Annotated in this window: 19 protein-coding genes and 1 tRNA gene; 7 read left to right on the top strand and 13 right to left on the bottom strand. The window is 49.0% G+C overall.

The genetic code is table 11. The features are described from left to right. Nucleotides 1-124 precede the first annotated feature (124 nt). The 3 genes from H8K29_RS16605 to H8K29_RS16595 form a co-directional block, all read right to left on the bottom strand. Nucleotides 125-880 (bottom strand): carbonic anhydrase, encoded by a 756-nt coding sequence (locus H8K29_RS16605; RefSeq protein WP_186898480.1) that lies wholly within the window; start codon nt 878-880, stop codon nt 125-127. Nucleotides 881-1,024: 144 nt separating this feature from the next. Continuing rightward, nucleotides 1,025-2,740, bottom strand: coding sequence for a methyl-accepting chemotaxis protein (locus H8K29_RS16600; RefSeq protein WP_186898479.1), 1,716 nt, complete (start codon nt 2,738-2,740; stop codon nt 1,025-1,027). 322 nt (nt 2,741-3,062) lie between these two features. Then, nucleotides 3,063-3,995 (bottom strand): LysR family transcriptional regulator, encoded by a 933-nt coding sequence (locus H8K29_RS16595; protein ID WP_255423425.1) that lies wholly within the window; start codon nt 3,993-3,995, stop codon nt 3,063-3,065. A gap of 53 nt (nt 3,996-4,048) precedes the next feature. On the opposite strand from H8K29_RS16595, the gene metE reads away from it, so the two are divergent. From metE to H8K29_RS16580, 3 genes are all read left to right on the top strand, one after another. Continuing rightward, the gene (metE, locus tag H8K29_RS16590; protein ID WP_186898478.1) at nt 4,049-6,325 is read left to right on the top strand and encodes a 5-methyltetrahydropteroyltriglutamate--homocysteine S-methyltransferase; all 2,277 of its coding nucleotides are present in this window, start codon (nt 4,049-4,051) and stop codon (nt 6,323-6,325) included. 304 nt (nt 6,326-6,629) lie between these two features. Continuing rightward, nucleotides 6,630-7,295: a response regulator transcription factor gene (locus H8K29_RS16585; protein ID WP_255423424.1), complete on the top strand. Its 666-nt coding sequence runs from the start codon at nt 6,630-6,632 to the stop codon at nt 7,293-7,295. 9 nt (nt 7,296-7,304) lie between these two features. Then, nucleotides 7,305-9,059, top strand: coding sequence for a hybrid sensor histidine kinase/response regulator (locus H8K29_RS16580; RefSeq protein ID WP_186898477.1), 1,755 nt, complete (start codon nt 7,305-7,307; stop codon nt 9,057-9,059). A gap of 70 nt (nt 9,060-9,129) precedes the next feature. Here the strand turns inward: H8K29_RS16580 and H8K29_RS16575 are convergent, their stop codons facing one another. Then, nucleotides 9,130-10,830 carry a DUF1566 domain-containing protein gene (locus H8K29_RS16575; RefSeq protein WP_186898476.1) on the bottom strand — a complete coding sequence of 567 codons (1,701 nt, stop codon included), beginning with the start codon at nt 10,828-10,830 and terminating at the stop codon, nt 9,130-9,132. Between the two features lie 452 nt (nt 10,831-11,282). Here H8K29_RS16575 and H8K29_RS16570 point away from each other — a divergent pair, with 452 nt between their 5' ends. Continuing rightward, nucleotides 11,283-12,488 (top strand): HPP family protein, encoded by a 1,206-nt coding sequence (locus tag H8K29_RS16570; protein WP_186898475.1) that lies wholly within the window; start codon nt 11,283-11,285, stop codon nt 12,486-12,488. Between the two features lie 120 nt (nt 12,489-12,608). Here the strand turns inward: H8K29_RS16570 and H8K29_RS16565 are convergent. From H8K29_RS16565 to H8K29_RS16545, 5 genes are all read right to left on the bottom strand, one after another. Beyond that, nucleotides 12,609-12,700, bottom strand: a tRNA-Ser gene (locus H8K29_RS16565). Nucleotides 12,701-12,920: 220 nt separating this feature from the next. Next, the gene (locus tag H8K29_RS16560; protein WP_186883705.1) at nt 12,921-14,171 is read right to left on the bottom strand and encodes an aspartate kinase; all 1,251 of its coding nucleotides are present in this window, start codon (nt 14,169-14,171) and stop codon (nt 12,921-12,923) included. 499 nt (nt 14,172-14,670) lie between these two features. Then, the gene (locus H8K29_RS16555; RefSeq protein ID WP_186898474.1) at nt 14,671-15,237 is read right to left on the bottom strand and encodes a DUF1415 domain-containing protein; all 567 of its coding nucleotides are present in this window, start codon (nt 15,235-15,237) and stop codon (nt 14,671-14,673) included. A 226-nt stretch (nt 15,238-15,463) separates the two neighbouring features. Continuing rightward, nucleotides 15,464-17,050 carry a malate synthase A gene (gene aceB, locus H8K29_RS16550; RefSeq protein WP_186898473.1) on the bottom strand — a complete coding sequence of 529 codons (1,587 nt, stop codon included), beginning with the start codon at nt 17,048-17,050 and terminating at the stop codon, nt 15,464-15,466. Between the two features lie 28 nt (nt 17,051-17,078). Beyond that, the gene (locus H8K29_RS16545; RefSeq protein WP_186898472.1) at nt 17,079-17,759 is read right to left on the bottom strand and encodes a haloacid dehalogenase type II; all 681 of its coding nucleotides are present in this window, start codon (nt 17,757-17,759) and stop codon (nt 17,079-17,081) included. Between the two features lie 172 nt (nt 17,760-17,931). Between H8K29_RS16545 and H8K29_RS16540 the strand changes: the two genes are divergently transcribed. After that, nucleotides 17,932-18,837, top strand: a complete 906-nt coding sequence (locus H8K29_RS16540; RefSeq protein WP_186898471.1) for a LysR family transcriptional regulator — start codon at nt 17,932-17,934, stop codon at nt 18,835-18,837. A gap of 61 nt (nt 18,838-18,898) precedes the next feature. On the opposite strand, the gene H8K29_RS16535 is transcribed toward H8K29_RS16540, so the two are convergent. Both H8K29_RS16535 and H8K29_RS16530 read right to left on the bottom strand, forming a co-directional pair. Further along, a complete protein-coding gene (locus H8K29_RS16535) occupies nt 18,899-20,617 on the bottom strand; it encodes a methyl-accepting chemotaxis protein (protein ID WP_186898470.1) in 1,719 nt (572 codons plus the stop codon). Between the two features lie 218 nt (nt 20,618-20,835). Next, on the bottom strand, nt 20,836-21,039 hold the full coding sequence (locus H8K29_RS16530; RefSeq protein ID WP_162021796.1) for a cold-shock protein: 204 nt from the start codon (nt 21,037-21,039) through the stop codon (nt 20,836-20,838). Between the two features lie 460 nt (nt 21,040-21,499). Here H8K29_RS16530 and H8K29_RS16525 point away from each other — a divergent pair, with 460 nt between their 5' ends. Together H8K29_RS16525 and H8K29_RS16520 are read left to right on the top strand one after the other, a co-directional pair. Beyond that, on the top strand, nt 21,500-21,958 hold the full coding sequence (locus H8K29_RS16525; RefSeq protein ID WP_255423423.1) for a hypothetical protein: 459 nt from the start codon (nt 21,500-21,502) through the stop codon (nt 21,956-21,958). Continuing rightward, the gene (locus H8K29_RS16520; protein ID WP_186898469.1) at nt 21,955-22,983 is read left to right on the top strand and encodes a CapA family protein; all 1,029 of its coding nucleotides are present in this window, start codon (nt 21,955-21,957) and stop codon (nt 22,981-22,983) included. Before H8K29_RS16525 ends, H8K29_RS16520 begins: the two co-directional genes overlap by 4 nt. Here H8K29_RS16520 and H8K29_RS16515 read toward each other — a convergent pair. Both H8K29_RS16515 and H8K29_RS16510 read right to left on the bottom strand, forming a co-directional pair. Further along, nucleotides 22,970-23,269 (bottom strand): 2Fe-2S iron-sulfur cluster-binding protein, encoded by a 300-nt coding sequence (locus H8K29_RS16515; protein ID WP_186898468.1) that lies wholly within the window; start codon nt 23,267-23,269, stop codon nt 22,970-22,972. The genes H8K29_RS16520 and H8K29_RS16515 overlap by 14 nt on opposite strands. Before the next feature lie 91 nt (nt 23,270-23,360). Further along, nucleotides 23,361-23,657 (bottom strand): SCP2 sterol-binding domain-containing protein, encoded by a 297-nt coding sequence (locus tag H8K29_RS16510; protein WP_186883713.1) that lies wholly within the window; start codon nt 23,655-23,657, stop codon nt 23,361-23,363. Nucleotides 23,658-23,662: the final 5 nt, after the last annotated feature.

Raw genomic sequence — 23,662 nt, 5'->3', positions numbered from 1 at the left:
GCCAACTGAATTCTTTCAGTTGGCGTTTTGTTTTTTCATCTTATCTTGACGCAACAATGAGAATGCATAGGCTTGATAAGAAAACTCGCCAATATCCCCCTTGCGTTCGGACTAAAATCAGGAATTACTCACTGACCTCGACTAAACGTCCATTCAATGGCTGCACTGGGCGGGCATTCATTTTATAAAGCTTTTTAAACGCCGCGATCTGACTCGCGGACAACTCAACCGGCTGCTTCAGCACTTGCCAGCGCACCCCATCACTGCATGGAGGCGTTGTCAATGAACCGGTGAATTTGTAGTAAGTACGTGTCGCTGGCAAAACACTGGCTGGATCAAAATTAGTTAACGGAGTTGTTTTCCCTTCGGCAGGCAAGGCTGAAAAGACCGGTGCCAATGCAGCATTTTCCTTCCCTTTTTTAAACAGGACAGCGACAACAGATAATTTACCGTCGTTCAATTTGTGCACAAAATGCGCAACCATAGGATAGCTGACCCCATTTATTTTTTCTTCACTAGGCGTATGAAAGTGGAATTGCAACAGGCTGCCTTCATCATCACCAGTTTTCAGACTATTACCAGCAGGTACATTGACCTGCACCGTATGACCGTTATTGATCACCTCAGCACTGTTGCTGACATACTTAAAATCCAACGGCAGCAAGGCGGCTTTTTTTGCATTGCGCTCAACGATGTTAATTGGTGACTGCTCTTTACTCATTTTACAAGCAGTATTGGCAGCATCCAGCTCAGACCAATGCGCGGGCGCAGTTTTTCCTTCATAGCCCCAGTGAGGAGCATGAGCCTTATCATCTGCCAGAGCCAGGCCGGATGATACAGATAACAAACCCAAGACAGCCATACAAACTGTTTTATTCATTTCATCATCTCCTTCAATTTTTTAAAAAAATCCTACCCGAGCAAAAATCAAAAAATAACTTCAAGACTCAGGCCACTTCAACAGTGCAAAACAGTAACAACGACAACAACAGCAATTCCAGAAGCGACACACAATATAATTAAATTAAAATTCGTCCCACTCTTCGCCACCGGCTGCCTTGATTGATTTCCCGCCATCCGCAACCTTGACAGTACCGGCAAGACGTTTTACCTGACCGCGTTGAGTCTGATTGTTTCGCACAGAAGCAGGCGCAACACGGTCATTGGTTTTCGACGTGGGTGCAAATCCACCATGCGCCCCGGGAATTTTAAAGACACTCACAATTTGCGTCAGAACTTGTGCTTGCTCTTCCAGCGATGCGGCTGCGGCTGCAGCCTCTTCAACTAACGCCGCATTTTGCTGAGTGACTTCGTCCATTTGTGTCACCGCGTGATTAATTTGCTCGATACCGGAAGTCTGCTCCTGGCTTGCCAGACTCATTTCCCCCATGATATCGGTAACATTTTTGATGCTGGATACGACAGAATCCATGGTCGAGCCAGCCTGATCCACCAAGCGCGAACCAATTTCCACCTGCTCTACCGAGTCTCCTATCAGGGTTTTAATTTCTTTGGCAGCACCAGCCGATCTCTGCGCAAGATTGCGCACTTCACTGGCCACGACTGCGAAGCCACGTCCCTGCTCGCCTGCACGCGCAGCTTCCACCGCGGCATTCAACGCGAGAATATTGGTTTGAAAAGCGATACCATCAATGACCCCGATAATATCCACGATTTTTTTCGATGACGCATTAATTGCCCCCATCGTATGAACCACTTCATTGACCACGGCGCCGCCTTTGGCAGCGACTTCTGACGCAGAAATAGCCAATTGATTCGCTTGCCGCGCGTTATCCGTATTGTGCTTGACGGTCGATGTCAACTCTTCCATTGAAGAAGCGGTTTCTTCCAGTGCACCTGCTTGCTCTTCGGTGCGAGACGACAAATCCAGATTTCCTGAAGCAATTTCAGTGGCAGCGGTATGAATAGTTTCAGTGCCAACCCTCACCTTACTCACAATATCGATCAGATTCCCGTTCATGTCTTTCAGCGCCTGCATCAACTGCCCCGTTTCGTCAGTTGAATTTACCTGAATTTCTGAAGTTAAATCGCCTTTAGCCACCGTTTTTGCCAGATCAACAGCGACACTGATAGGATTAACGATAGATCTTGAAGTAAACCAGGCAACCAGGCCACCGCAGATAACAGCAAGTGCGGTAATGGAAATCATTAAAAATAATGCTGATTGATATGCGTGTGCGGCGGCCTCTTCATCACTCGCATTTTTTTCTTCCTGAAGATTTGTAAAATCCCGAATGGCATCCTGCCATTTTGCGTTAGCTGGATTGGCTTCCTTCAAAAGAAATTGCACTGCTTCTTCTCGGTTTGTGTGAATCATTTCTGCAAACTTGTTATTCAGCGCTCTAGCTGCGACCTGATCCTCTTTAATGCTGGCAACAAACTTCCTTCCATGATCATCGAGGGGCATTTTTTCCAATCGAGAAAAAGCCTCATCGTAATGAGCCCGCGCTTCGTCAATTTTTTTATGTTCCAGCTTGGCCTGCGCTTCATCTGACAGCAAAGCGATTGAACGCACCACCCGCGAAACGATATGGATGGATCTGGACATATCTTCCAAGGCATCCATTTTTTTAATATTCACAGTCACCACATGATGCAAGGATTGGTTAGATTGCTGCATACCATGAATGCCAAGATAAGCCACACCAATCAGCATCAGCAGCACAAGGGCAAAGCCAGCACCTAGTCTTGTACCTATTGGCAGATTCGACAATTTCATCAATGTCTCCGTTTACTTGTTGAAATAAAATGACTTCTTACTGACAGATTTATCAGTAATTTTGAGTAGCAATGCTCTTAAAGTTCTTCGTCAAAATTAATCAGGCCCAGGTATCCGGAAAAATGAAAAAAAATACAAACAGACTCTGACAAAACAACTCAGGCGCAGGATAGCCCGCTTGAAATAAATTACTGTTTCCAATTATTAACTATGAGAAAAAACTCATAAAAATCAACAATCTTTATCACTTTTACGTATGAATTTACACTGAAAGCAAAGTAAATACGTAGTCCAGTGTCGTGATGAAACAACATCATCCCTATCAATGCGCTATCTCTCCCGCGAGCGTAATAAACGCTTTCAGATAATCGATTTCTGTATCCGCTTCCCGCACGCCCAGAAAAATCTGTTTCGCGATTCCCTGCTTACCTAAACGGACTTGTGCGATCTGCATTTTGCTGGCGTACTCCGCCACCAGCCAGCCCGGTAATGCAGCTACACCCCGGCCGCTGGCAACCATCTGCAACATGATGTCGGTTGTTTCTATGGTTTTATGTTTTTTTGGTGAGCAATTCGCTGGCAATAAAAACTGCTTATAAATATCAAGGCGTTCAATGGCGACCGGATAGGTAATCAGCGTTTCTTCCAGCAACTCGTTGGGGGAAATATATTTTTTCCCTGCCAGTCTGTGTTGCGCCCCCACTACCAGCACTTGCTCATAATCAAAAACCGGGGTGAACAATAAGCCAGTTTTATACAAGGGATCAGGCGTCACTAGCAGATCGATTTCATCATTCAGCAAAGCGCCAATGCCGCCGAATTGAAATTTCTGTTTCACATCGACATCGACATCCTGCCAGCGACTCAGATACGGCGCCACCACCTTCAGCAGCCATTGATAACACGGGTGACATTCCATGCCAATCCGCAAGGTGCCACGACCACCTTCTGCATATTGCCGCATGACTTCTTCGGCATACTCAAACTGCGGCAACAAGCGGTTTGCGAGACCGAGTAAATACTGGCCGGCCTGCGTCAGACGTAATTGCCGCCCCTCACGCGCCCAGACCGGCGTCCCCAAAAACATTTCCATTTTCTTGACCGTGTGGCTCAGTGCCGATTGCGTCAGACACAGTACATCCGCGGCTGCGGTCAATGAGCCCTGGCGATCAACCTCGCGTATCAGTGTCAGATGAATACGTTCCAGCATATTTAATCCATGAATATTAATAATTAATTCATTAAATAATACCATTATTATTCATGAATTAAATTATCTATCATGCACTCCTACACATGAGGAGTTATATGGTTACGACACACAATCTCGGCTTTCCACGCATAGGCGCAAAACGTGAACTGAAGTTCGCCTTGGAAGACTATTGGAAAGGAAACTTATCTCAGACCCAGCTCGAAGACACTGGCGCGTTGTTACGACAACGCCATTGGCAACATCAGTCACAATTAGATTTTGTTCCGGTCGGCGACTTTTCGTTTTACGATCAGGTGCTCGATATGAGTTTTTTGTTGGGGAATATTCCAGCCCGCGTGCGTCATCATGCAGGCAATACGCTGGACAACTATTTCCGCGTTGCCCGTGGACGCTCAGCACAGGATACTGCGTGCCATTGTGTGTATGCAGGTGAAATGACGAAATGGTTTGATACCAATTATCACTACATCGTCCCGGAATTTGATGCGGCGACGACTTTTTCCCTCGATGCCTCGCGCCTGCTGAAGCAGATCAGACAAGCAGCGGAACTCGGCGTACCGGCGAAACCCGTCATCATCGGGCCTGTCAGTTATCTGTGGCTGGGAAAAGCAAAAGACGCATCAGATAAACTGGCCTTGCTGCCCAAGCTCTTGCCTGTCTATGCGCAACTGCTGGATGCGCTGGAGGCCGAAGGCGTGGAGTGGGTGCAGATCGATGAGCCAATTTTAGTAACAGAGCTTGATCCGGCATGGCAACAAGCATTCACCACAGCGTATCAAGCGCTGACGCCGCGCAAACTGAAACTGTTGTTGACGACCTATTTTGGCGATCTGCAAGAGAACCTCAGCCTCGCATGTACATTACCTGTCGATGGCATTCACATTGACGCGATCAATGCGCGGCATGAGCTGGAACGGCTGCAAACCTTTTTACCGGATAGCATGGTGTTATCGCTGGGCGTCATCAATGGTCGCAACATCTGGAAAACCGATTTACATGCAACCCTGGAATGGCTGGAACCGATACACCGCGTATTGCAGTCACGCTTATGGATAGCGCCCTCGTGCTCGCTGCTTCATGTGCCGGTTGATTTGCGCAGTGAAAACAAACTGGCCAGTCATATTCAATACTGGCTGGCATTCGCCCAACAAAAACTCGATGAATTGCATATCCTCGCACAGGCATTGAACAAAGGCCGCGTATCAGTACAAGATGCACTGGTCGCCAACAGCGCCGCGATCAACAGCCGTAAAACATCGCCCCTCGTGCACAATCCTGCCGTCAAAGCCGCCGTTGCCAACATCAACGCCAGCCTGGGGCAACGACTAAGCACTTACGAACAGCGGGCTAAAAAACAATCTGCCTGCTTACAACTACCCGCTTTTCCAACGACCACCATAGGCTCATTTCCGCAGACGCCAGAGATTCGTCAGGCACGCAGTCGTTACCGTCTGGGGCAACTCGATGAAACCAGCTACAAAACATTCATGCAAAACGAAATTGCCCGCTGCGTGCAAGAACAGGAAGCACTGGATCTGGATGTATTTGTGCATGGTGAAGCCGAACGTAACGACATGGTCGAATACTTTGGCGAACAACTGGAAGGCTATGCTTTCAGTGAATTCGGCTGGGTACAATCGTATGGCTCGCGCTGCGTCAAACCACCGATTTTATTTGGCGAAATCCATCGCCCGAAACCAATGACAGTGGACTGGATTAAATTTGCACAGTCACTGACGGAAAAACCGATGAAAGGAATGCTGACCGGCCCCGTCACTATCCTCAACTGGTCTTTCGTGCGCGATGATCAACCGCGCTCGGTATCCTGCTACCAGCTCGCACTGGCGATACGACAGGAAGTGCTGGATCTGGAAAAAAGCGGCGTACGCATTATTCAGATTGACGAAGCGGCGCTGCGCGAAGGCTTGCCATTGCGACGCACTGAATGGGACAGCTATTTGCGCTGGGCAGTCGAATCGTTCCGCATCGCCGCCAATGGCGTCAGCGACGAAACACAGATACACACGCACATGTGCTATTCAGAATTCAACGACATCATTGCCTCTATTGCAGCGATGGACGCCGATGTCATCACCATAGAAACATCGCGTTCGGATATGGAATTGCTCGACGCATTTGATCACTTCAGTTACCCGAATGAAATCGGCCCCGGCGTCTATGACATTCACTCGCCGAATATTCCGGCACAGGAACACATCGTGCAACTGATGCGCAAAGCGGCAGAACGCATTCCCACAGAGCGCTTATGGGTGAATCCGGATTGCGGCTTAAAAACCCGCAGTTGGGAAGAAGTCATTCCCGCCCTCAGAAACATGGTGACAGCGGCAAAACAATTACGCCAGGCAGCGTAAGCATCATCATCGCCAGGCTCAACGAGCTTGGCGCATGACTGGTGTGTGACTGGAGCACCCGAAGCTTACCCATCGTCATTTCTCCACAACGACAATCGTTGAACGACATCCCTTAATAAATACGTGCCTCACAGGGTAAAAAGCCGCCACGAGGCTTATTTTTATTGGGGATATCGCATCTGGATTGGCGCCCAGTAAAGTCACATCAGAAAGACGCGATCTGCTTGCCCCCGCAATACATACGGCGTTGCGGCGCATGCGAATGACTCCACAGGGCGAGTTATTCCCCTGCATACGGTCAATCATGGCAAAATCTGGTTATGAAGCAATCTTATTACCCTCCATGTTAAGCTCAAAAATACTACTGATAGACGATCACAGTTTGTTTCGCACCGGGCTGAGAGCCCTGATTTGCAACGGCTTACAAGACGTCAGCGTACTGGAAGCGGCATCGCTGGAAGAAACCATGCGGGTTGATCTGACAGATATTCACTTGATATTGCTCGACATCAAATTACAAGGACTCAACGGACTCGAAGGCATTGCCTTACTCAAAAGAAAATGGCCGGAGACACCTGTGCTTGTTCTTTCTGCAGACGATGCGCCCGAAACAGCACAGCTGGCGCGTGAACGTGGCGCACGCAGTTTTATTTCGAAAGGCGACACTGCTGACAATATTCTCGCGGCGATTCTCAGTGTCCTGCGCAGCGAGGCAGACGATGCGAAAATGCCAGCGCAACAGATGCAGGAAAAGACCAGAGCAAACGCTGCAAAGCCTTTGCTGACCCCGCGTCAATACGAGGTTCTGGATCTGGTCTGTCAGGGTTTATCAAACAAGCTGATTGCGCGTCGTCTGAATCTGTCGGAAAACACGGTGCGCTGTCACGTGCAGGTGGTGCTGACGACATTGCAGGTATCGAATCGCTCTGAAGCTGCATTCGCGGCACGCCGCAAAGGTCTGGTGAACTGAGTGATCAAAATGGTCAGCGTCGTCGAAAAAAATATACAGCGCGAGCTGCAACTGTTGCTGATGACGAATCTGGGCAGCTCGACCTTACCCGGCATTCTGGTTGCGCTGATCCTGTATCTGACGCTGAAAAATCATAGCAATGAATTTAGTCTGGCACTATGGCTGATCGCGGTCAGTGCGTCGAAACTGTTTGACGTGTATGACGCAAAACGCATCATCCGCCGTGGAATTCACCTCGATCAGACGGCTGCACTGAAAATACGGCTGATGCTGCTGCACGCAATGGATGGCGCGATATGGGGTTCATTAGCCTGGCTGAGCCTGTCTACTTCCACCAATGCCGGAAGCGTGCTGATATTAGCGGTGCTGGCAGGCATCGCTGCTAATTCGATGTCGATCTTGTCACCGGTATTACCGGTGTTTGTTGTATTCGTTGTGTGTGAACTTGGCTCTATCGTTTATGCGGTCATATCACTCAACGATCCTGCCTATTGGGCGATCGGCATTGCCGTCGCACTGTATGTCGTGACGCTGATGGGTCAGGCATATAATTCTTCGCGTACGGTGCGCAACTCCATACAATTGCGTTTCGACAACCTGGATCTGATTCAACAACTGAGTGCTGCGTCGGAAAAAGCAGCGAAGGCGCTGGCTGCAGCTGAGCGGGCGAATGCAGAAAAATCGCAGTTTCTGGCAGCCGCGAGTCATGATCTGAGGCAGCCCATCCATGCGCAGGGTTTATTTCTGGAAGTATTGCAGACGACAAATTTATCGCAACATCAACGTGAGCTGGTCAACAGCATCAGCTCAGCAACCAACGCTACTACCGAGATGCTGCACACCTTGCTCGACTACTCACGCATTGAGGCTGGTGTGGTTGAGCCGCAAGCGCGAGTATTCCGCTTGCAAACATTGCTCAGCAAAATAGAGAATGAACTGGCTCCGCAGGCAAACACCAAAGGGCTGCTCTACCGCAGTCCGGAAACTCATGCTGTTGTTCATTCCGATCCTGCATTAATTGAGTTAATTCTCAGAAACCTTGTCTCAAATGCGATCCGTTACACACATCACGGCGGCGTGCTGATCCTGTGCAGAAAACATCAATCGCGACTGAGTCTGGAAGTGTGGGACAGCGGCATCGGCATAGCCTCCTCGCAATTTGAGAATATTTTCAGTGAATTTCAGCAACTGGGAAATAGCGAACGCGACCGACAAAAAGGCCTGGGGCTGGGACTGGCAATCGTCAGGAAAATGGTGGATTTGCTTGGACTTGAATTGCAACTGGCATCTCGCCCGGGACGCGGCAGCGTATTCAAATTAAGTCTGCCACTGACACAGCTTGCCGTGCTGGACGATGACATCAGTACGGCGCCGCTAAGGACACCGCAATTGCACGCGAGAGTGTTAGTCGTCGATGATGATGCGATCGTGCGTCAGGCAATGGCGCAGTTATTGGCAGAATGGGGATGTCAATGCGATCTCGCTGAATCGCAAGAAGAGAGTCTCGTACTCGCCCGCCATCACCCGCCAGACCTGATTATCAGCGATTACCGCCTGCGCAATCACTGTAAAGGAACCGATGTAATTCAGGCGATACGCAGTGTTTGCAAAACAGAGATACCAGCGATTCTGGTGACTGGAGATACTGCGCCGATACGCTTACGCGAAGCTGCCGCGACCGGCCTGCCATTAATGCACAAGCCGGTATCGCCATTACTGTTGTATAAAGAACTGTCATTACTCCTGCCAACAAGTCAGGAGTAATAACTTTAATTCGCCTTGGCATATCTTCAAAATGAGCTATCGGCACAGCCATGCTCAGGCGAATGGACCATCACGACCGGGCGCAAGCCACAAAGAGGTGATTCGCTGCTGGCTGGTAGGCTGCCACTCCATAAGTAAACGCGACGACACCATAAGAGTTCGCATAGCTGGGATCGATGTCTGACGTCCACATATTGCCCGCAGTTGCAGGCCAGCCATGTGTACCCTTCACGCCAAAGTTATCAAGCGAGACCAGTTCAGCGGACGTTGGCAAACGCCAGCCGCCTAAACCACCAAATGTCGTATTCGTGCAATAGGTCGTGCCATCCGCCCAGGTATAGGCGCCATTAATATTAAACGTCGGCGGCGTCCAGATCACGCCATTGCGAGCAAAGATATCACTGCTGATCGAATTAATATGCCCTACAAAGGCAGTCACCATAAACGTATTGTTACCGACGTATTGCAGCAATACAGAGTCGCCTAAAGCACCGGACAAGCCTCCGCCCGTCACCGCACCTGTACCTGCCATATTCTGAATAATGGTCTGATTGAAATTGGGGATCAGCGTCCAGGCGGCTAAACCTATCACCTGCAACTGATCACCGATGGCGGGAGCCGTTGGCAGCATAACGGCGACGCCGGCACTGCCGTTATTGGTGATATATCCACTATTGGTCGCGGCCTGCACACTCGCAGCCGTTGTAGTCACCCAATTCAGACGGCCTGAAGGCCCGGCAGGCCCCGTCGGGCCGGTTGGTCCTGTTGGTCCTGTTGGTCCGGTCGGCCCGGTTGGCCCCGTAGATCCGGTAGCACCTGTCGCACCGTTGCAGATGTAAGTGGTCGATGTTACCTCGCCCGCAGCAAGATTGCCGTCACGATTAACATCCGGGCCGGAAGTTATTTTGCTACCGCCGTTGGTACAATTGGCTCCGGCAGGCTCAGTAACCGTCGTCACCAATGTCGTTAAACCATCGCTACCGGTTGCGCCAGTCACCCCCGTGGCACCTGTTGCCCCCGTTGCTCCATTACATACATAAGCCGTCGTGGTGACTTCCGATAACTGCAATATACCGTCGTTATTCAGATCGAGGCCAGACTGTATCTGATTACCGTTAGCGGGGCAGATGTTGGCGGCAACACCGGCAACGATTTTGACTAATGTAGTTGATCCATTTGTGCCATCAGTACCATTAGTACCGTTAGTACCGTTAGTACCGTTGGTGCCATTCTTACCGTTAGTACCATCGCTGCCAGAGAGGCCGTTGCAGATATAAGAAACCGAAGTCACTTCTGTGCTGTCGAGAAGGCCATTGCCATTGGTATCCGCTCCGGAACTGATTTTGGAACCACCGCTGGGGCAATTATTTCCGACTGGCTCGACCGTAGTAGCGATCAGTGCATTAACTCCGTTCAGGCCATTTTTACCATTCGTACCGTTAGTGCCATTCGTACCGTTTGTACCATTAACGCCGTTGCAAACAAATTGCGTATTGCTGACTTCGCTCTGATCCAAAACGCCGTTTCCGTTGATATCGACCCCGGATTGAACAGTGACGCCACCGCTGGCGCAGGCAGTTACCGGGGCAGAATTTACAGTGGCGAATGCGACAGCATTTTTTGCGATCACCTGTGGGGTCGCTGGCGTCACCGACGTAGCATCGGTAGCGACACCATTGCTGCCACCGCCGCCGCAAGCAGTCAGGAACATTGCGGCGAATACGGTTACGAGTAGCTTTTTATCGATATGAATATGAGACCGGATGATCAACTGCATTCTCCCTGTATGTGTCTAGCCCGCCAATGAGGCAATTGCAACCGCTGAGAGAATTTTTTGATCCAGATAGAAATCAAGTACTTCGCAACTCACCAACATGACGAACTGTAAATAGTAAGATGATAAGGCTCGAAGCAAGCGAATCCTATAGTCTGATTGGACTAAGCATCTGCAGCTATCTGAGATTAAGCAATGATATCTGCTGCTGGAAGGCAGCGCCCTGTCTGCCATTACAACTCTCACGACATAAGAAATCAGATATGGATGGACGCGAGGAAGAAAAACCTCCGATAAACAAGGCGTGAATTCGCCCCTGCAAGACTGGAGGCGTTGAGGGAAGTAAAGGTAAATAGAGGCGTGACCTTTAACTGTACGGGAACCGTCACACGCACCAAAATAATGCAGCTCCTGTACACTTCCATCTTTATCGTCAAGTGATGCCTGGTATGCGTAGAAAATGGTCTTTATCGAAAATGAGTCTCGTCTGGCTCAGGACTTTTTTACCTGCCGGTATGAATATCAGCCATATCGAACGTCTGCGCGCCTGCGGTGGAATGTTAGCCGGCTTGCTACTGACAGGGGTGGCGACACAGTTAATGCTGGGTTCCGTTTTCCGTGTTCCCATGTTACTCGCCCCCATCGGTGCTTCCGCTGTTTTACTGTTTGGCGTGCCTTCCAGTCCGCTGGCGCAACCCTGGTCCATCGTCGGCGGCAACATGATCTCTGCGCTGGTGGGCGTCACCTGCACTCATTTTCTGGAGGCCTCCATGATGACGGCAGCGATTGCCACCAGCCTTGCAGTCGGAGCGATGTTTTTCTCCCGCTGTCTGCACCCTCCTGGTGGCGCAGTTGCGCTGACAGCCGTATTAGGCGGCCCGGTTATTATTGGACTGGGATATCAGTTCGTCGTCTTCCCCGTCATGCTCAATTCCTTGCTGCTGATGCTGTTTGCACTGGCATATAACAATGCAACGGGCCGACGTTATCCGCATGCCTCACAGCCCGATCACAGTGGTACACACGACACTGCGGACGCGCGTCCGATTGACCGCCTGGGATTTACTTCGCACGATCTGGATGAAGTGCTGCAACAATATAATCAGGTATTGGATGTCAGCCGCGATGATCTGGAATCCCTGTTCCTGCAAACCGAGATGCATGCCTATCGCCGTCGCTTCGGCGAAATTATGTGCAGCGACGTCATGTCCAGAGATGTGATTACGGCAGAGTTCGGCACCACACTGGAAGAGGCCTGGACATTATTGCGCCAGCACAGAATCAAGGCTTTACCGGTCACCGACCGCGCCCGCCGTGTGATCGGCATTGTGACGCTGGTGGATTTTATGAAAAATGCTAATCTGGATGTCTATGAAACGTTCGAAGAAAAATTACGGCAGCTGATACGCCGCACCCGCGACCTGCATTCCAGCAAGCCCGAAGTGGTAGGACAAATCATGACACAGCCAGTCAAAACCGCCCGTCATGATATGCATATCGTGGAACTAGTCCCTTTGTTGTCCGACAAGGGCTTACATCATATTCCCATCGTGGATGATGAGCGACGTCTGATCGGCATGTTGACGCAATCCGATCTGATTGCCGCACTGTATCGCGGCAAACTGGCAGATACGGAAATAAAAACCGCGGGCTAAGCACCCGCATTCAATGGCGCAGTAAATTCAGGTACAGGAAGGAAATGGCATGCACTAGCAATGCTGTGCAAGCCAGAAAAAGAAAAAGCCCTTGAAACTCAAGGGCTTTTTCAGTGTTACTGGCGGAGACGGTGAGATTCGAACTCACGACCCAGGTTACCCCAGATGCTTCCTTAGCAGGGAAGTGCCTTCGGCCACTCGGCCACGTCTCCACACTTTCACAGTCAAGTCTTACAACTTGGCTGCAATCGAGACCAAGATCATAGCTGCTGAACTGCTTTTGGTCAACTACTCAGAGAAACAAAAACAGCTTTTTTGCAAACTTAATAATCCAGGACTGACGCAAAATTGTCCCGGCAAGGCATGACAACGAAGACAGTACGAATAGTACGGGAGCCATAACGCCGCCGGGGCGGTTTTGCACAAGTCCTATCAAACGCTTTCCAGACCAAAAGCTTTGTGCAGCGAGCGCACTGCCAGCTCCATATATTTCTCGTCAATCAGCACTGAAATTTTGATTTCAGATGTCGAGATCATCAGGATATTGATGCCCTCTTCAGACAAGGTACGGAACATTTGCGATGCGATGCCAACGTGGCTGCGCATGCCGACACCGACAACAGACACTTTAGAAACTTTCGTATCGCCAACGATGCTTGCCGCACCAATATGCGCCTTCACACTACCTTCAAGAACCGCCATCGCTTTGGCATATTCACCGCGTGGCACAGTAAACGTGAAATCGGTTTTACCTTCAACGGACTGATTCTGGATAATCATATCCACTTCGATATTCGCATCAGCGACCGGACCCAGAATCTGATAAGCAATTCCTGGTTTATCAGGCACGCCTAACACAGTGATTTTTGCTTCATCACGACTGAACGCGATGCCAGTGATGGTGGCTTGTTCCATATTTGTATCTTCCTCAAACGAAATCAGAGTGCCGGAATTCGCTTCTTCTTCCAGCGGCATTAACGGGTCAGTCAGTGACGATAAAACGCGGGTAGGCATGCGGTAGTTACCGGCAAATTCGACAGAGCGGATTTGCAGTACTTTGGAACCCAGCGATGCCATTTCCAGCATTTCTTCAAATGTCACGGTGTTCAGGCGGCGCGCGTCGGAAACCACACGTGGATCAGTCGTATAGACGCCATCAACGTCGGTATAAATCAGACATTCCTGCGCCTTCAATGCAGCGGCAATCGCAACAGCTGATGTATCAGAGCCACCACGGCCCAGCGTTGTGATATTGCCCTTCTCATCCACCCCCTGAAAACCGGTGATGACGACGATTTTGCCGGCATCCAGATCGGCTTTGACTTTGGCATCATCAATCGATTCGATACGCGCTTTGGTGTATGCGGAATCGGTTTTGATCGGGACTTGCCAGCCAGCGTAAGACACGGCTTGTTTGCCGATAGCCTGCAGCGCCATGGAAAGCAAACCGACTGACACTTGTTCGCCGGTCGACGCAATCATGTCGAGTTCACGTGGATCAGGTTGCGCCATAATTTCTTTAGCGAGACCGATGATGCGATTGGTTTCGCCGGACATTGCTGATGGCACCACGACTATCTGGTGACCGGCATCATGCCATTTGGCGACGCGCTTGGCGACGTTCTTGATGCGTTCGGTTGAACCCATCGAAGTCCCGCCGTATTTGTGGACGATTAAAGCCATAGATATATAAGACTGAAGGAGTAAAAAATGAGGTAAATCAACCCCTTACTGTACATGCTGCTCTGCAAAATAACAAGGAGCGATGCGGCATGAATGCTGAAGAATACGTGGCAATCACGATATTTCCGACAAATTTTCTATTGTTTGAAGAAAAAATTTCACCAGAAAACCGAATAATGACTATGTGTCTGCGTTTTACAGGCAATTCGGAAAACCTTCATCGAAATATCCCGAAATTGGCATTTTCAGGGGAGTATGCGTCAATTTTGCCCTAACCTCAGCATGAAATATGGGTGTTTAAATATACTCCCCGGAGTATATACAGGTAAAAAAATCACCTTTAACAGCACTGTGACACTGATCAGACGAAAAGGAAGCAACATTACTTTTTCGCATATCAATATAAGCAATCGATAGTAGAAAAGAATGCGCTCGCCGCGTCATCTGCGGCAGCGCGGCAGAAACATCGGCGCCCCGCTGCCCTCGCCGGCTTCACGTATTATTCTTTGTTCCCTGAAAACAGCTGATGCCAGCCTTCTATGCCGAGTTTTTGCATGGTTTCGATGTTTTTTTCATAGATCGTTTCCGCTTCCGGAAAAGACTCGACTGCACGGTCTATGCTTTCTTCACGCAATAAATGCAAAGTTTGGAATGGTGCACGGTTCGTGTAATTTTCGATGTCGTCGATGCTGGTGTCGGCAAACTGGTAATCCGGATGGAAATTCGCAATTTGCAAAATGCCATCAAGCTCCAGCTCTTCCAGCAAGCCATCGGCCACATCGAGAAAATCATTAAAATCGAGAAAATCCTTCAGCACGTACGGATGGATTAACAAAATGGTGTCGATTTTTTCCGGATTCGCTTCTGCCAGCACTTCCAGCTCACGCCGCAAATCTTCGAGCAAGGCTTCCGGCGTCGTGACATCGCTGACGACATAACGAATTTGCTTTTTGACGTGCACAGCCTTTGCAAACGGACATAAATTCAGACCAATCACTGCCTTTTCCAACCATTCGGTGGTTTGCGCGATGATGTCGTCGTGTGAAAGAGAGTTTGCTTGTGACATAGGAAATTGGGTTCGTCTAAAAGAGCGCAAGGATAGCATGCGGCCAAAGACCAACCTCTGAGCACCGACAAAAACTGGCGTAAAAAAGGCCCGGAAAAACTCCGGGCCACTTACTCGATTCGCGACTAGGCGCTGCCGTCAGGCAAGGATTCGTCGCATTATCTGTCACATATTCAGCTGAATATTAAGGTTCATATTCAACCGAATATCGACAATGACAAGCAGATTAAATTTCTTCGTACAAAGGCAGTGTCAGGAATTCTGCAAAATCTTCAGAAGTCGACATTTCTTCAAAAATCTGCGCTGCACGGTCGTAAGTTGCGCCGTTGCCAGCCACTTCTTTCACCTTCGCCAATTCTTCAGGAATCATCGCGCGGACCATATCTGCAGTCACTTTGCGACCATCTTCCAGATTGCCCTTGGCTGAGCGTATCCATTGCCAGACCTGGGAACGGCTGATCTCTGCCGTTGCCGCATCTTCCATCAGATTGTGAATCGGTACGCAACCATTGCCTGCCAGCCATGCACCGAGGTAATGAATACCGACGTTGATGTTGTAACGCAGACCGGCTTCTGTAATCGGCGTTTCAGGCTGGAAGTTCAGCAAATCTTTTGCCGTCACTTCGATATCCGGACGCTGCTTGGAAATCTGATTTGGCGCATCACCCAATACTTTTTTGAATTCCGCCATCGCCAATTCAACCAAACCTGGATGAGCAACCCAGCCGCCATCGTAACCATCGGTTGCGTCACGTGCTTTGTCGTTGCGAACACCGCCCATTGCGATCTCATTTTTTTCCGGATCGTTTTTGATCGGGATCAGCGCAGCCATACCACCGATCGCCGGTGCATTACGCTTGTGGCAGGTTTTCAGCAGCAACAACGCGTAAGAACGCATAAATGGTGCTGTCATCGTGACTTTAGCGCGATCTGCGAGGCAGAAATCTTTGTCGTTCTTGAATTTTTTGATGCAAGAGAAAATGTAATCCCAACGACCAGCATTCAGACCTGAGCTGTGTTCGCGCAGTTCGTACAGAATTTCATCCATCTCAAATGCTGCAACGATGGTTTCGATCAGGACTGTTGCTTTGATGGTGCCTTGTGGAATGCCGATTTCATTTTGTGCCATGACAAAAATATCGTTCCAGAGGCGCGCTTCCAGATGCGATTCCATTTTCGGCAGGTAAAAATACGGGCCAGCGCCGCGTGCCAATTGTTCTTTGGCGTTATGGAACAGGAACAGCGCGAAGTCAAAGATGCCGCCAGAGATGCGTTTGCCATCGACCAGTACATGCTTTTCATCCAGATGCCAACCACGTGGACGAACAACCAGCGTCGCAATCTTGTCGTTCAGTTTGTAAGACTTACCATTTTGTTCCAGACTGATCGTGCGGCGAACAGCATCGCGCATATTGATCTGACCAGTGATCTGGTTATCCCAGTTCGGTGTATTGGAATCTTCAAAGTCAGTCATGTAACTATCTGCGCCAGAGTTAAACGCATTGATGACCATCTTGCGTTCAACCGGACCAGTAATTTCTACCCGGCGGCATTCGAGTGCCTTAGGAATTGGGGCAATCTTCCAGTCGCCTTCGCGGATGTGTTTGGTTTCTGGCAAAAAGTCTGGTGTCTCGCCAGCATCCAGGCGCTTTGCGCGCTCTACGCGTGCGGCGAGTAATTCCTGACGGCGTGGCTCAAACGCACGGCTCAGTTTGGCAACCAGTGCCAGCGCTTCTGGCGTCAGAATCTGTTCAAAACCTGGTTTGATTTCACCAGTAATCTGCATACCTGCAGGTAAATTCAGTTGTGTCATGCTGCTCTCCTAGAAAATAAAACAAAAATTATTGCTGCATTTGTTCAATAAAACCGGCTACATCACAGAGTGAACGCCCTGTTCCATGCGGCGTCACACCTAACTCTTCAAGGGGTGCATCATGGCGATTCACCCAGAATGTTGTATAACCAAACCACGTCGCACAGCACACATCCCAGGCATTCCCCGAGACAAATAAAATATTCTTTGCAGGCAATCCGAATACGTCCGGCCCGAGCTGATATGCCTCCGGCGCTGTCTTGTACTTCCTCACTGAATCAACAGACAATAAGTGGCTGAAAATACCTTGCATACCTGCAGCGTCAACTGCGGCCTGCAGCATGTGTGTGGTTCCGTTCGACAAAATGGACAATTTCATTCCGCTGGCACGCAACTGCTGTAATACCTCAAGATTTTCGGGAAACGCATCAAGCCGCGCATACTGCCCCATCAGCGCGTTTTGCGCGTCCAGCGTCAAATCTAACTGTAATTTCTTGCATGTGAAAATCAAGGCATCCTGAGTCACTTCCCAGAACGGCTTATACATGCTGCACATCGTGCGTAATTGCGTGTATTCGATCTGTTTGCTGCGCCACAATTGCGCCAAAGCCTCACCCTTACCGGGAAACAGCTTGTCACCTGACTGACTGATGGAGTACACATCAAACAAGGTACCGTAGGCATCAAAGGCAACCGCACTGATAGACATGTCACTCCTCAAACAGGCAATAAATGCACTATGCATTTCTGATGAATACAGTATATTCAATAAAAACCAACATAAATATACAGTTTTATCACTTTATCTTTTACTTTAAGTTAAAAATAGATGCACAATAATTCTTATATGCTGACCCCCAATCTTCACCCGGCGAGCAACTATGGATCAATTCAAACAAATCTCAACTTTTGCAGAAGTTGCCAGCCGTGGCAGCCTCTCTGCTGCTGCGCGTGCCGAAGGTGTTGCACCGGCCATGATCAGCAGAAGACTGGATGCCTTAGAAGAACGCCTAGGCGTAAAGTTACTACAACGCACAACCAGAAAGATCGCCTTAACCAATGAGGGTGCATCGTTTCTGGAAGATTGCCAACGCATACTCACCGACCTCGAAGCCGCAGAGTCATCGGTATCGGAACGTAACGCACACGCCAGCGGGCTGCTGACCGTATCGGCACCGGCAGGTTTTGGCCGCCAGCATGTAGCACCGCTGATTCCCTCTTTTCTGAGTGAGCATCAGGATTTAAAACTGACACTGAGCCTGAATGATCGCGTGGTCGATCTGATCGGTGAAGGCGTGGATGTTGCGATCCGCATTGCGTCACTCACCGACTCGAATCTGATCGGCGTTAAACTCGCCGACAACAAGCGTGTCGTCGTCGCATCGCCGGATTACCTTAAACGTCATGGTGCGCCGCGTAGCATTGATGAATTAAGCAGTCATAACTGCCTCGCATTCAGCGCCGATGGCAGCCAGCGCGGCTGGACCTTCAGGCAGAATGGTAAAAACATGACGGTGAAAGTTGAAGGCAACATGGTTTGCAATGATGGTGAAGTCTTGCATGACTGGGCCATTTCCGGCAAAGGACTGGCGTGGCGATCCATGTGGGAAGTCGGCGCAGAGATTGAATCAGGCCAGTTGATCACAGTACTCGATGAGTACACAGCGCCGGGAAATGATATTTATGCGATATTTGCGCAACGACGCCACTTACCCTTACGAATCAGAGCATTCGTCGATTTTTTAAGACAGGCATACAACAAGCCCGATTACTGGAAGAAATTCTGAGTAAAAAATGAGTAAAAAACGGGCGCTTGAAGCGCCCATTTTTTTCATCGTTCAATGCAGATTAAAACTCTTCCCAATCATCTTCTTTCGCTTGCTTACTGACTTTCTGCGAATTAGAAGCTGCCGGAATTGCAGCGACTTTGGTAACTTTTGCGACTGGAGCAGATGCCGGTGCATGCTTCACAACTGGACGGGATGCGACCGGAGCCGCAGACCGATGCGGCGTACCTGCCGTATTTTCCTGCAGTTTAAAAATACCTACAGCCTGATTCAGATTATTTGCCTGATCACGCATACTGCCTGCAGCGGCAGCGGCCTCTTCAACCAGCGCCGCATTTTGCTGAGTCGCCTCGTCCATTTTTGTAATTGCCTGATTTACCTGTTGAATACCATCGCGTTGCTCTGCGCTGGCTGCAGTAATTTCAGCCATAATATCGGCAACACTTTGAATAGAGGATACGATTTCATCCATCGTCTTACCGGCATCATCCACCAAGCGTGTGCCTGCTTCAACCTTATCAACCGAATCTGCAATCAGTGTTTTAATTTCTTTCGCAGCACCAGCGGAACGTTGTGCCAGATTACGCACCTCGGTTGCCACCACCGCGAAACCTCGCCCCTGTTCGCCGGCACGAGCCGCTTCCACTGCAGCATTCAGCGCCAGAATATTGGTCTGGAAGGCAATGCCATCAATAACACCAATAATATCGACAATTTTTTTCGAGCTATCTTTAATCGATGACATCGTATGCACGACGTCGCCCACAACTTGTCCGCCACGGGTCGCCACCTGCGAGGCAGCGACTGCCAAAGTGTTCGCCTGACGCGCATTGTCAGCATTCTGCTGCACCGTGGATGTCAGCTCTTCCATTGACGATGCTGTTTCCTCCAGGCTCGCGGCCTGTTGCTCGGTACGGGAAGATAAATCCATATTGCCAGTAGCGATTTCATCCGCAGACAAGGCAATCGAGCTACTACCCTGACGCACTACAGTCACCGTCTGAATCAGGCTTTGACGCATATTTTCCAGGCCAGCTAACAACTGCCCCATTTCATCTTTCGAATCAGGCTTGATCTGATGTGACAAATCGCCATTACCAATAGCATCAAACTGTTTGAGCGTAAAACGTAAAGGATGAGAAATTGCACGCAGCAACAGATACGCCGAAATGAATACGCCAACCAGACCAGCCATTACGCCAAGTACGTCAACCCAAACAAATATCGTGAACTCTTTTTCACTCTGCGCCAGCAGTGACGAGGACGAATTGAACTGATACACAGCCAGCTTGCCAACATCATCCGAATACGCTGTAAACAATTTTGGTACGTTTGCGACGTTCAGCTTATCAGCCTCTTCTGTGTTACCTGCTTTCAATGCCGCCAGCAAAGGCAGATAAGCATTTTTGAGAAACTGCTCGCGTGTCGAAGCTGCCGTATCGGCAATTTTTTTCTCTTCGGCGTCTTGCGGCAAACTCTGATATTTGTTCCACGCTTCATCAGATTTCTTTAAAAACTCTTCGGCACGCGCTACTGTTGCGGCGAGCGTAGCACTATCAGGATGAGCAATCGCCCGATCCACGACAACCCTCGATCTTAACAAATGGTCTCTTGCCTCACTCAATGCCTGAACCGAAGGGAGTTGATTCGTAAATAACTCCTTGATTACGGTATTACTATTATGCACACCATAGATACCCATCAATCCACCTATGGTCAGCATAATTGCCATCACTCCCATAGTACCAATGAGCCGCAATCGAATCGTTAAATTGAACATTATTTAATTTCCTTTTTTATGCCCGAATAGGTTCAAAGAAGAATACAAAAATTGAGAGGAAATGTGTTGATTGAAGACAACATTTTCTTTTGTCGGTAATCGAAGTATAAAGTCCTTATCGCAGTTTAGCGACTGACTTTTTTTAAAAAAGACAAAAAAAATCCCCGACGAATCGGGGACTTTTACAACAAGGCTTATAAAGCCATTTAACGTCTGAATTACAGAGGTTGAATGTTAGAAGCTTGTTTGCCTTTAGGGCCTGTCGTTACTTCAAAAGAAACGCGTTGGTTTTCTTTCAAAGATTTGAAGCCGGAGGATACGATTGCAGAGAAGTGAGCAAACAAATCTTCACCACCTTCGTCTGGAGTAATGAAACCAAAACCTTTAGAATCATTGAACCATTTAACAATACCTGTTGCCATTACTATTTCCTATTTCAGTTAATGTGGGCATGTGCCCGGTAAATCGTTTCAACCAAGTAAGAAATGACAGACTGATACTGCACTACCACTTTGAATCTCAACGACTATCTGATTATACGCACAATTTTTGAGAGAAAGTAAAATAAAAATGTGATTAACGAGAATTATCCTCGTTTTTGGTCTTTTTTCGCCACTATGAGGCATACGCCACAGCCTTTTCGTACACAGCAACAGCAAAAAACTAAAACATCAGCACGGAACAGAAAAATAATGGGCGAGCCAGGAAGAGTCAACGATCAAAATGGCCGCAACATTCGTTTATTCCACCTCAAAATCTGAAGCGCATGCACTCAGTCTTCCCGAACATGGCAGCGAAAAACGGAAACGACTGGCCTCTTTGCAATCTTACCAATCGCTGCAATAATGCTTTTCCATTTTTTTAATCAAAAGTGCCGTCAACATGAGACAAAAGAAACCTATAACAATCCAAAGCAACGGCCATTATCAATATTATCAACGCTTGTTTTCAGCATCGTTTTTTTTAATTTGCTTATGCACAGCGTCCGTCAATGCCCATGCGACGCCGTGGTTACGTTGCGTGGTGGGCTACGCAGGTAGCACACAACTCATCGAAACAGGAGTAACCAACGATCCCTACTCCGTTGAGTCGGTCGATATCAATGGACGTTTTAAATTTAAAGCAGTGATGAACGGTAGCGCCAGCACCATCAATTACATCAAGCTATATGCGTTTTTCCAAACAAGGTCTGCCGACGTTCCGATTCATCAGGCAACTTACTACCCGCCATTTCAGTTAAGTAAACAAGAAACGCCATTCACGCCGAAGAATTCTATTTATGCAGGTGATGTCGAACGCGAATTGCAATATCAATGCACGCTGGAAGATAAACAACCATGATATTCCACCTCTCAACTGTAAAAAAAATCCTCGCGGCATCCCTTACACTGACCGTCCTGCTGCAACAAGCGCATGCGAACGAGAAAAATAATAGTGTCAGTATTCTCTTTGCGGGCGATATCGTTCTTGATGGCATACCGGGAAAAATGATCGCTGAGGGAAAGGATCCGCTGGCACCATTTTCCGACATATTCAAAACAACGGACATCAGGGTTGCCAACCTTGAGTGTGTCGTTGCTACATCTGGTCGGGCAGCAGATAAGAATTTCACCTTCCGTGCAGCACCAAAAACACTCGCTACCTTGCGCCGGCATTTTGATGCGGTCTCGATTGCCAATAACCATTCCGGCGATTTTGGCCGCGAAGCGTTCGCCGAGATGCTCAACCATCTGAATCAATATCAAGTGAAATACTTCGGTGGCGGACGTCACCTGCACGAAGCACACACACCTTTACTGATAGAAAAAAATGGCCTGAGAATTGCACTTCTGGGATACAACGAATTCATGCCGCGCAGCTTTGAAGCGACTGCCAGCGAAGCCGGTGTCGCCTGGAGCGAAGATGAACAGGTGGTTGCAGACATCCGGAAAGCGCGCACAGAATCCGGCGCCGATCTGGTTATCCCATTTATGCACTGGGGCTGGGAAAATGACAAGCATTCGACTGCGCGTCAACAGCAACTGGCCCATCTGATGATCGATGCAGGCGCTGATGCTGTTATCGGCGGACATCCACACGTTATTCAGGAAACCGAACAATACAAAGGCAAACCGATTATTTACAGCCTTGGTAATTTCGTCATCGACGAATTAGACAATGAGCCACAGACTCGCGGCTGGATAACCAGGCTGGAGCTCAACAAATCCGGTGTCAAGGCGTGGGATACGCGGCTGGCAAAAATAAATCCGGGTGGCGTCCCCATTCCGGCACCAGAAGCTACAACACCTTGCTGGCAGCAGGGAGATGCGAGCATCAAACTTTGCAGCAATGCCAAAACCGATTTCATCTCCACTACAAAACCTTAACGGCACCAGGAGCATCAAGAGTGACATCACTTTCGGCGAGAGCAACGCATGGAAGTATCCATCCTTCTGATTTTTCGTCTGCGCTCAAACCCGGCCACTCTATCCGATAAGAAACGGAACCTCGCAGCAGCTTACACATACAAGTCCGACAGGTTCCGTTTCGACAGGAATTGGGCAAACGCACCCCGGACAACAAGGCAGCCTCCAGCAAGCTGTCGCCAGGTCCGGCAGCACATTGCCAGCCTGATGGTTGCACGTAGATTTGCCTGCTTTTGACTTCATCCATATTCACCTCGCTCGCCACAACATAAAAAAAAGCCGCAGCATCAATAACGATCTGCGGCTCTATCTGGCAAAACGAACTTGCCCGCTGGGTCTTAGACGACAGTTTGCAAACGCATAGCCACACCCATATCGCCCGCCACTTTCAGCTTACCCATCATAAAGCCATTCATAGGATTTAACTGTCCGGTCAGCAATGCGGCTAAATCAGCCAATGCGATCGTGATCGTGCAGGAGGCTTCTTTGTTTTCATTGGAGACAGTGTTTGGGGATGCGACTGCATCAACGAAAACGACGCCATCGGCACCGCAGTCGAATTTCAAAGTAGCGTTCAGCCCACTGTTATCACCAACTTTAGAACGTATCGTTTCTGTGCAAGCTTGCAAATCCATGTCTG

Origin of the sequence: Undibacterium sp. CY21W, assembly GCF_014284265.1 — a bacterium.
In the GTDB taxonomy this organism is placed as follows: domain Bacteria; phylum Pseudomonadota; class Gammaproteobacteria; order Burkholderiales; family Burkholderiaceae_D; genus Undibacterium; species Undibacterium aquatile.
The sequence above is the reverse complement of the archived record's forward strand: the minus strand, read 5'-3'. Positions and strand labels throughout refer to the sequence as shown.

Excerpts from the sequence above, each read along its gene's own strand:
- H8K29_RS16510 (WP_186883713.1), bottom strand. The coding sequence starts at position 23,657 with ATGGATTTGCAAGCTTGCACAGAAACGATACGTTCTAAAGTTGGTGAT.
- aceB (WP_186898473.1), bottom strand. The coding sequence starts at position 17,050 with ATGACACAACTGAATTTACCTGCAGGTATGCAGATTACTGGTGAAATC.
- H8K29_RS16530 (WP_162021796.1), bottom strand. The coding sequence starts at position 21,039 with ATGGCAACAGGTATTGTTAAATGGTTCAATGATTCTAAAGGTTTTGGT.
- H8K29_RS16535 (WP_186898470.1), bottom strand. The coding sequence starts at position 20,617 with ATGTTCAATTTAACGATTCGATTGCGGCTCATTGGTACTATGGGAGTG.
- H8K29_RS16600 (WP_186898479.1), bottom strand. The coding sequence starts at position 2,740 with ATGAAATTGTCGAATCTGCCAATAGGTACAAGACTAGGTGCTGGCTTT.
- H8K29_RS16595 (WP_255423425.1), bottom strand. The coding sequence starts at position 3,995 with ATGGTATTATTTAATGAATTAATTATTAATATTCATGGATTAAATATG.
- H8K29_RS16560 (WP_186883705.1), bottom strand. The coding sequence starts at position 14,171 with ATGGCTTTAATCGTCCACAAATACGGCGGGACTTCGATGGGTTCAACC.
- H8K29_RS16545 (WP_186898472.1), bottom strand. The coding sequence starts at position 17,759 with ATGTCTATCAGTGCGGTTGCCTTTGATGCCTACGGTACCTTGTTTGAT.
- H8K29_RS16605 (WP_186898480.1), bottom strand. The coding sequence starts at position 880 with ATGAATAAAACAGTTTGTATGGCTGTCTTGGGTTTGTTATCTGTATCA.
- metE (WP_186898478.1), top strand. The coding sequence starts at position 4,049 with ATGGTTACGACACACAATCTCGGCTTTCCACGCATAGGCGCAAAACGT.
- H8K29_RS16585 (WP_255423424.1), top strand. The coding sequence starts at position 6,630 with ATGGCAAAATCTGGTTATGAAGCAATCTTATTACCCTCCATGTTAAGC.
- H8K29_RS16540 (WP_186898471.1), top strand. The coding sequence starts at position 17,932 with ATGGATCAATTCAAACAAATCTCAACTTTTGCAGAAGTTGCCAGCCGT.
- H8K29_RS16520 (WP_186898469.1), top strand. The coding sequence starts at position 21,955 with ATGATATTCCACCTCTCAACTGTAAAAAAAATCCTCGCGGCATCCCTT.
- H8K29_RS16515 (WP_186898468.1), bottom strand. The coding sequence starts at position 23,269 with ATGGATGAAGTCAAAAGCAGGCAAATCTACGTGCAACCATCAGGCTGG.
- H8K29_RS16570 (WP_186898475.1), top strand. The coding sequence starts at position 11,283 with ATGCGTAGAAAATGGTCTTTATCGAAAATGAGTCTCGTCTGGCTCAGG.
- H8K29_RS16555 (WP_186898474.1), bottom strand. The coding sequence starts at position 15,237 with ATGTCACAAGCAAACTCTCTTTCACACGACGACATCATCGCGCAAACC.
- H8K29_RS16580 (WP_186898477.1), top strand. The coding sequence starts at position 7,305 with ATGGTCAGCGTCGTCGAAAAAAATATACAGCGCGAGCTGCAACTGTTG.
- H8K29_RS16525 (WP_255423423.1), top strand. The coding sequence starts at position 21,500 with ATGAGACAAAAGAAACCTATAACAATCCAAAGCAACGGCCATTATCAA.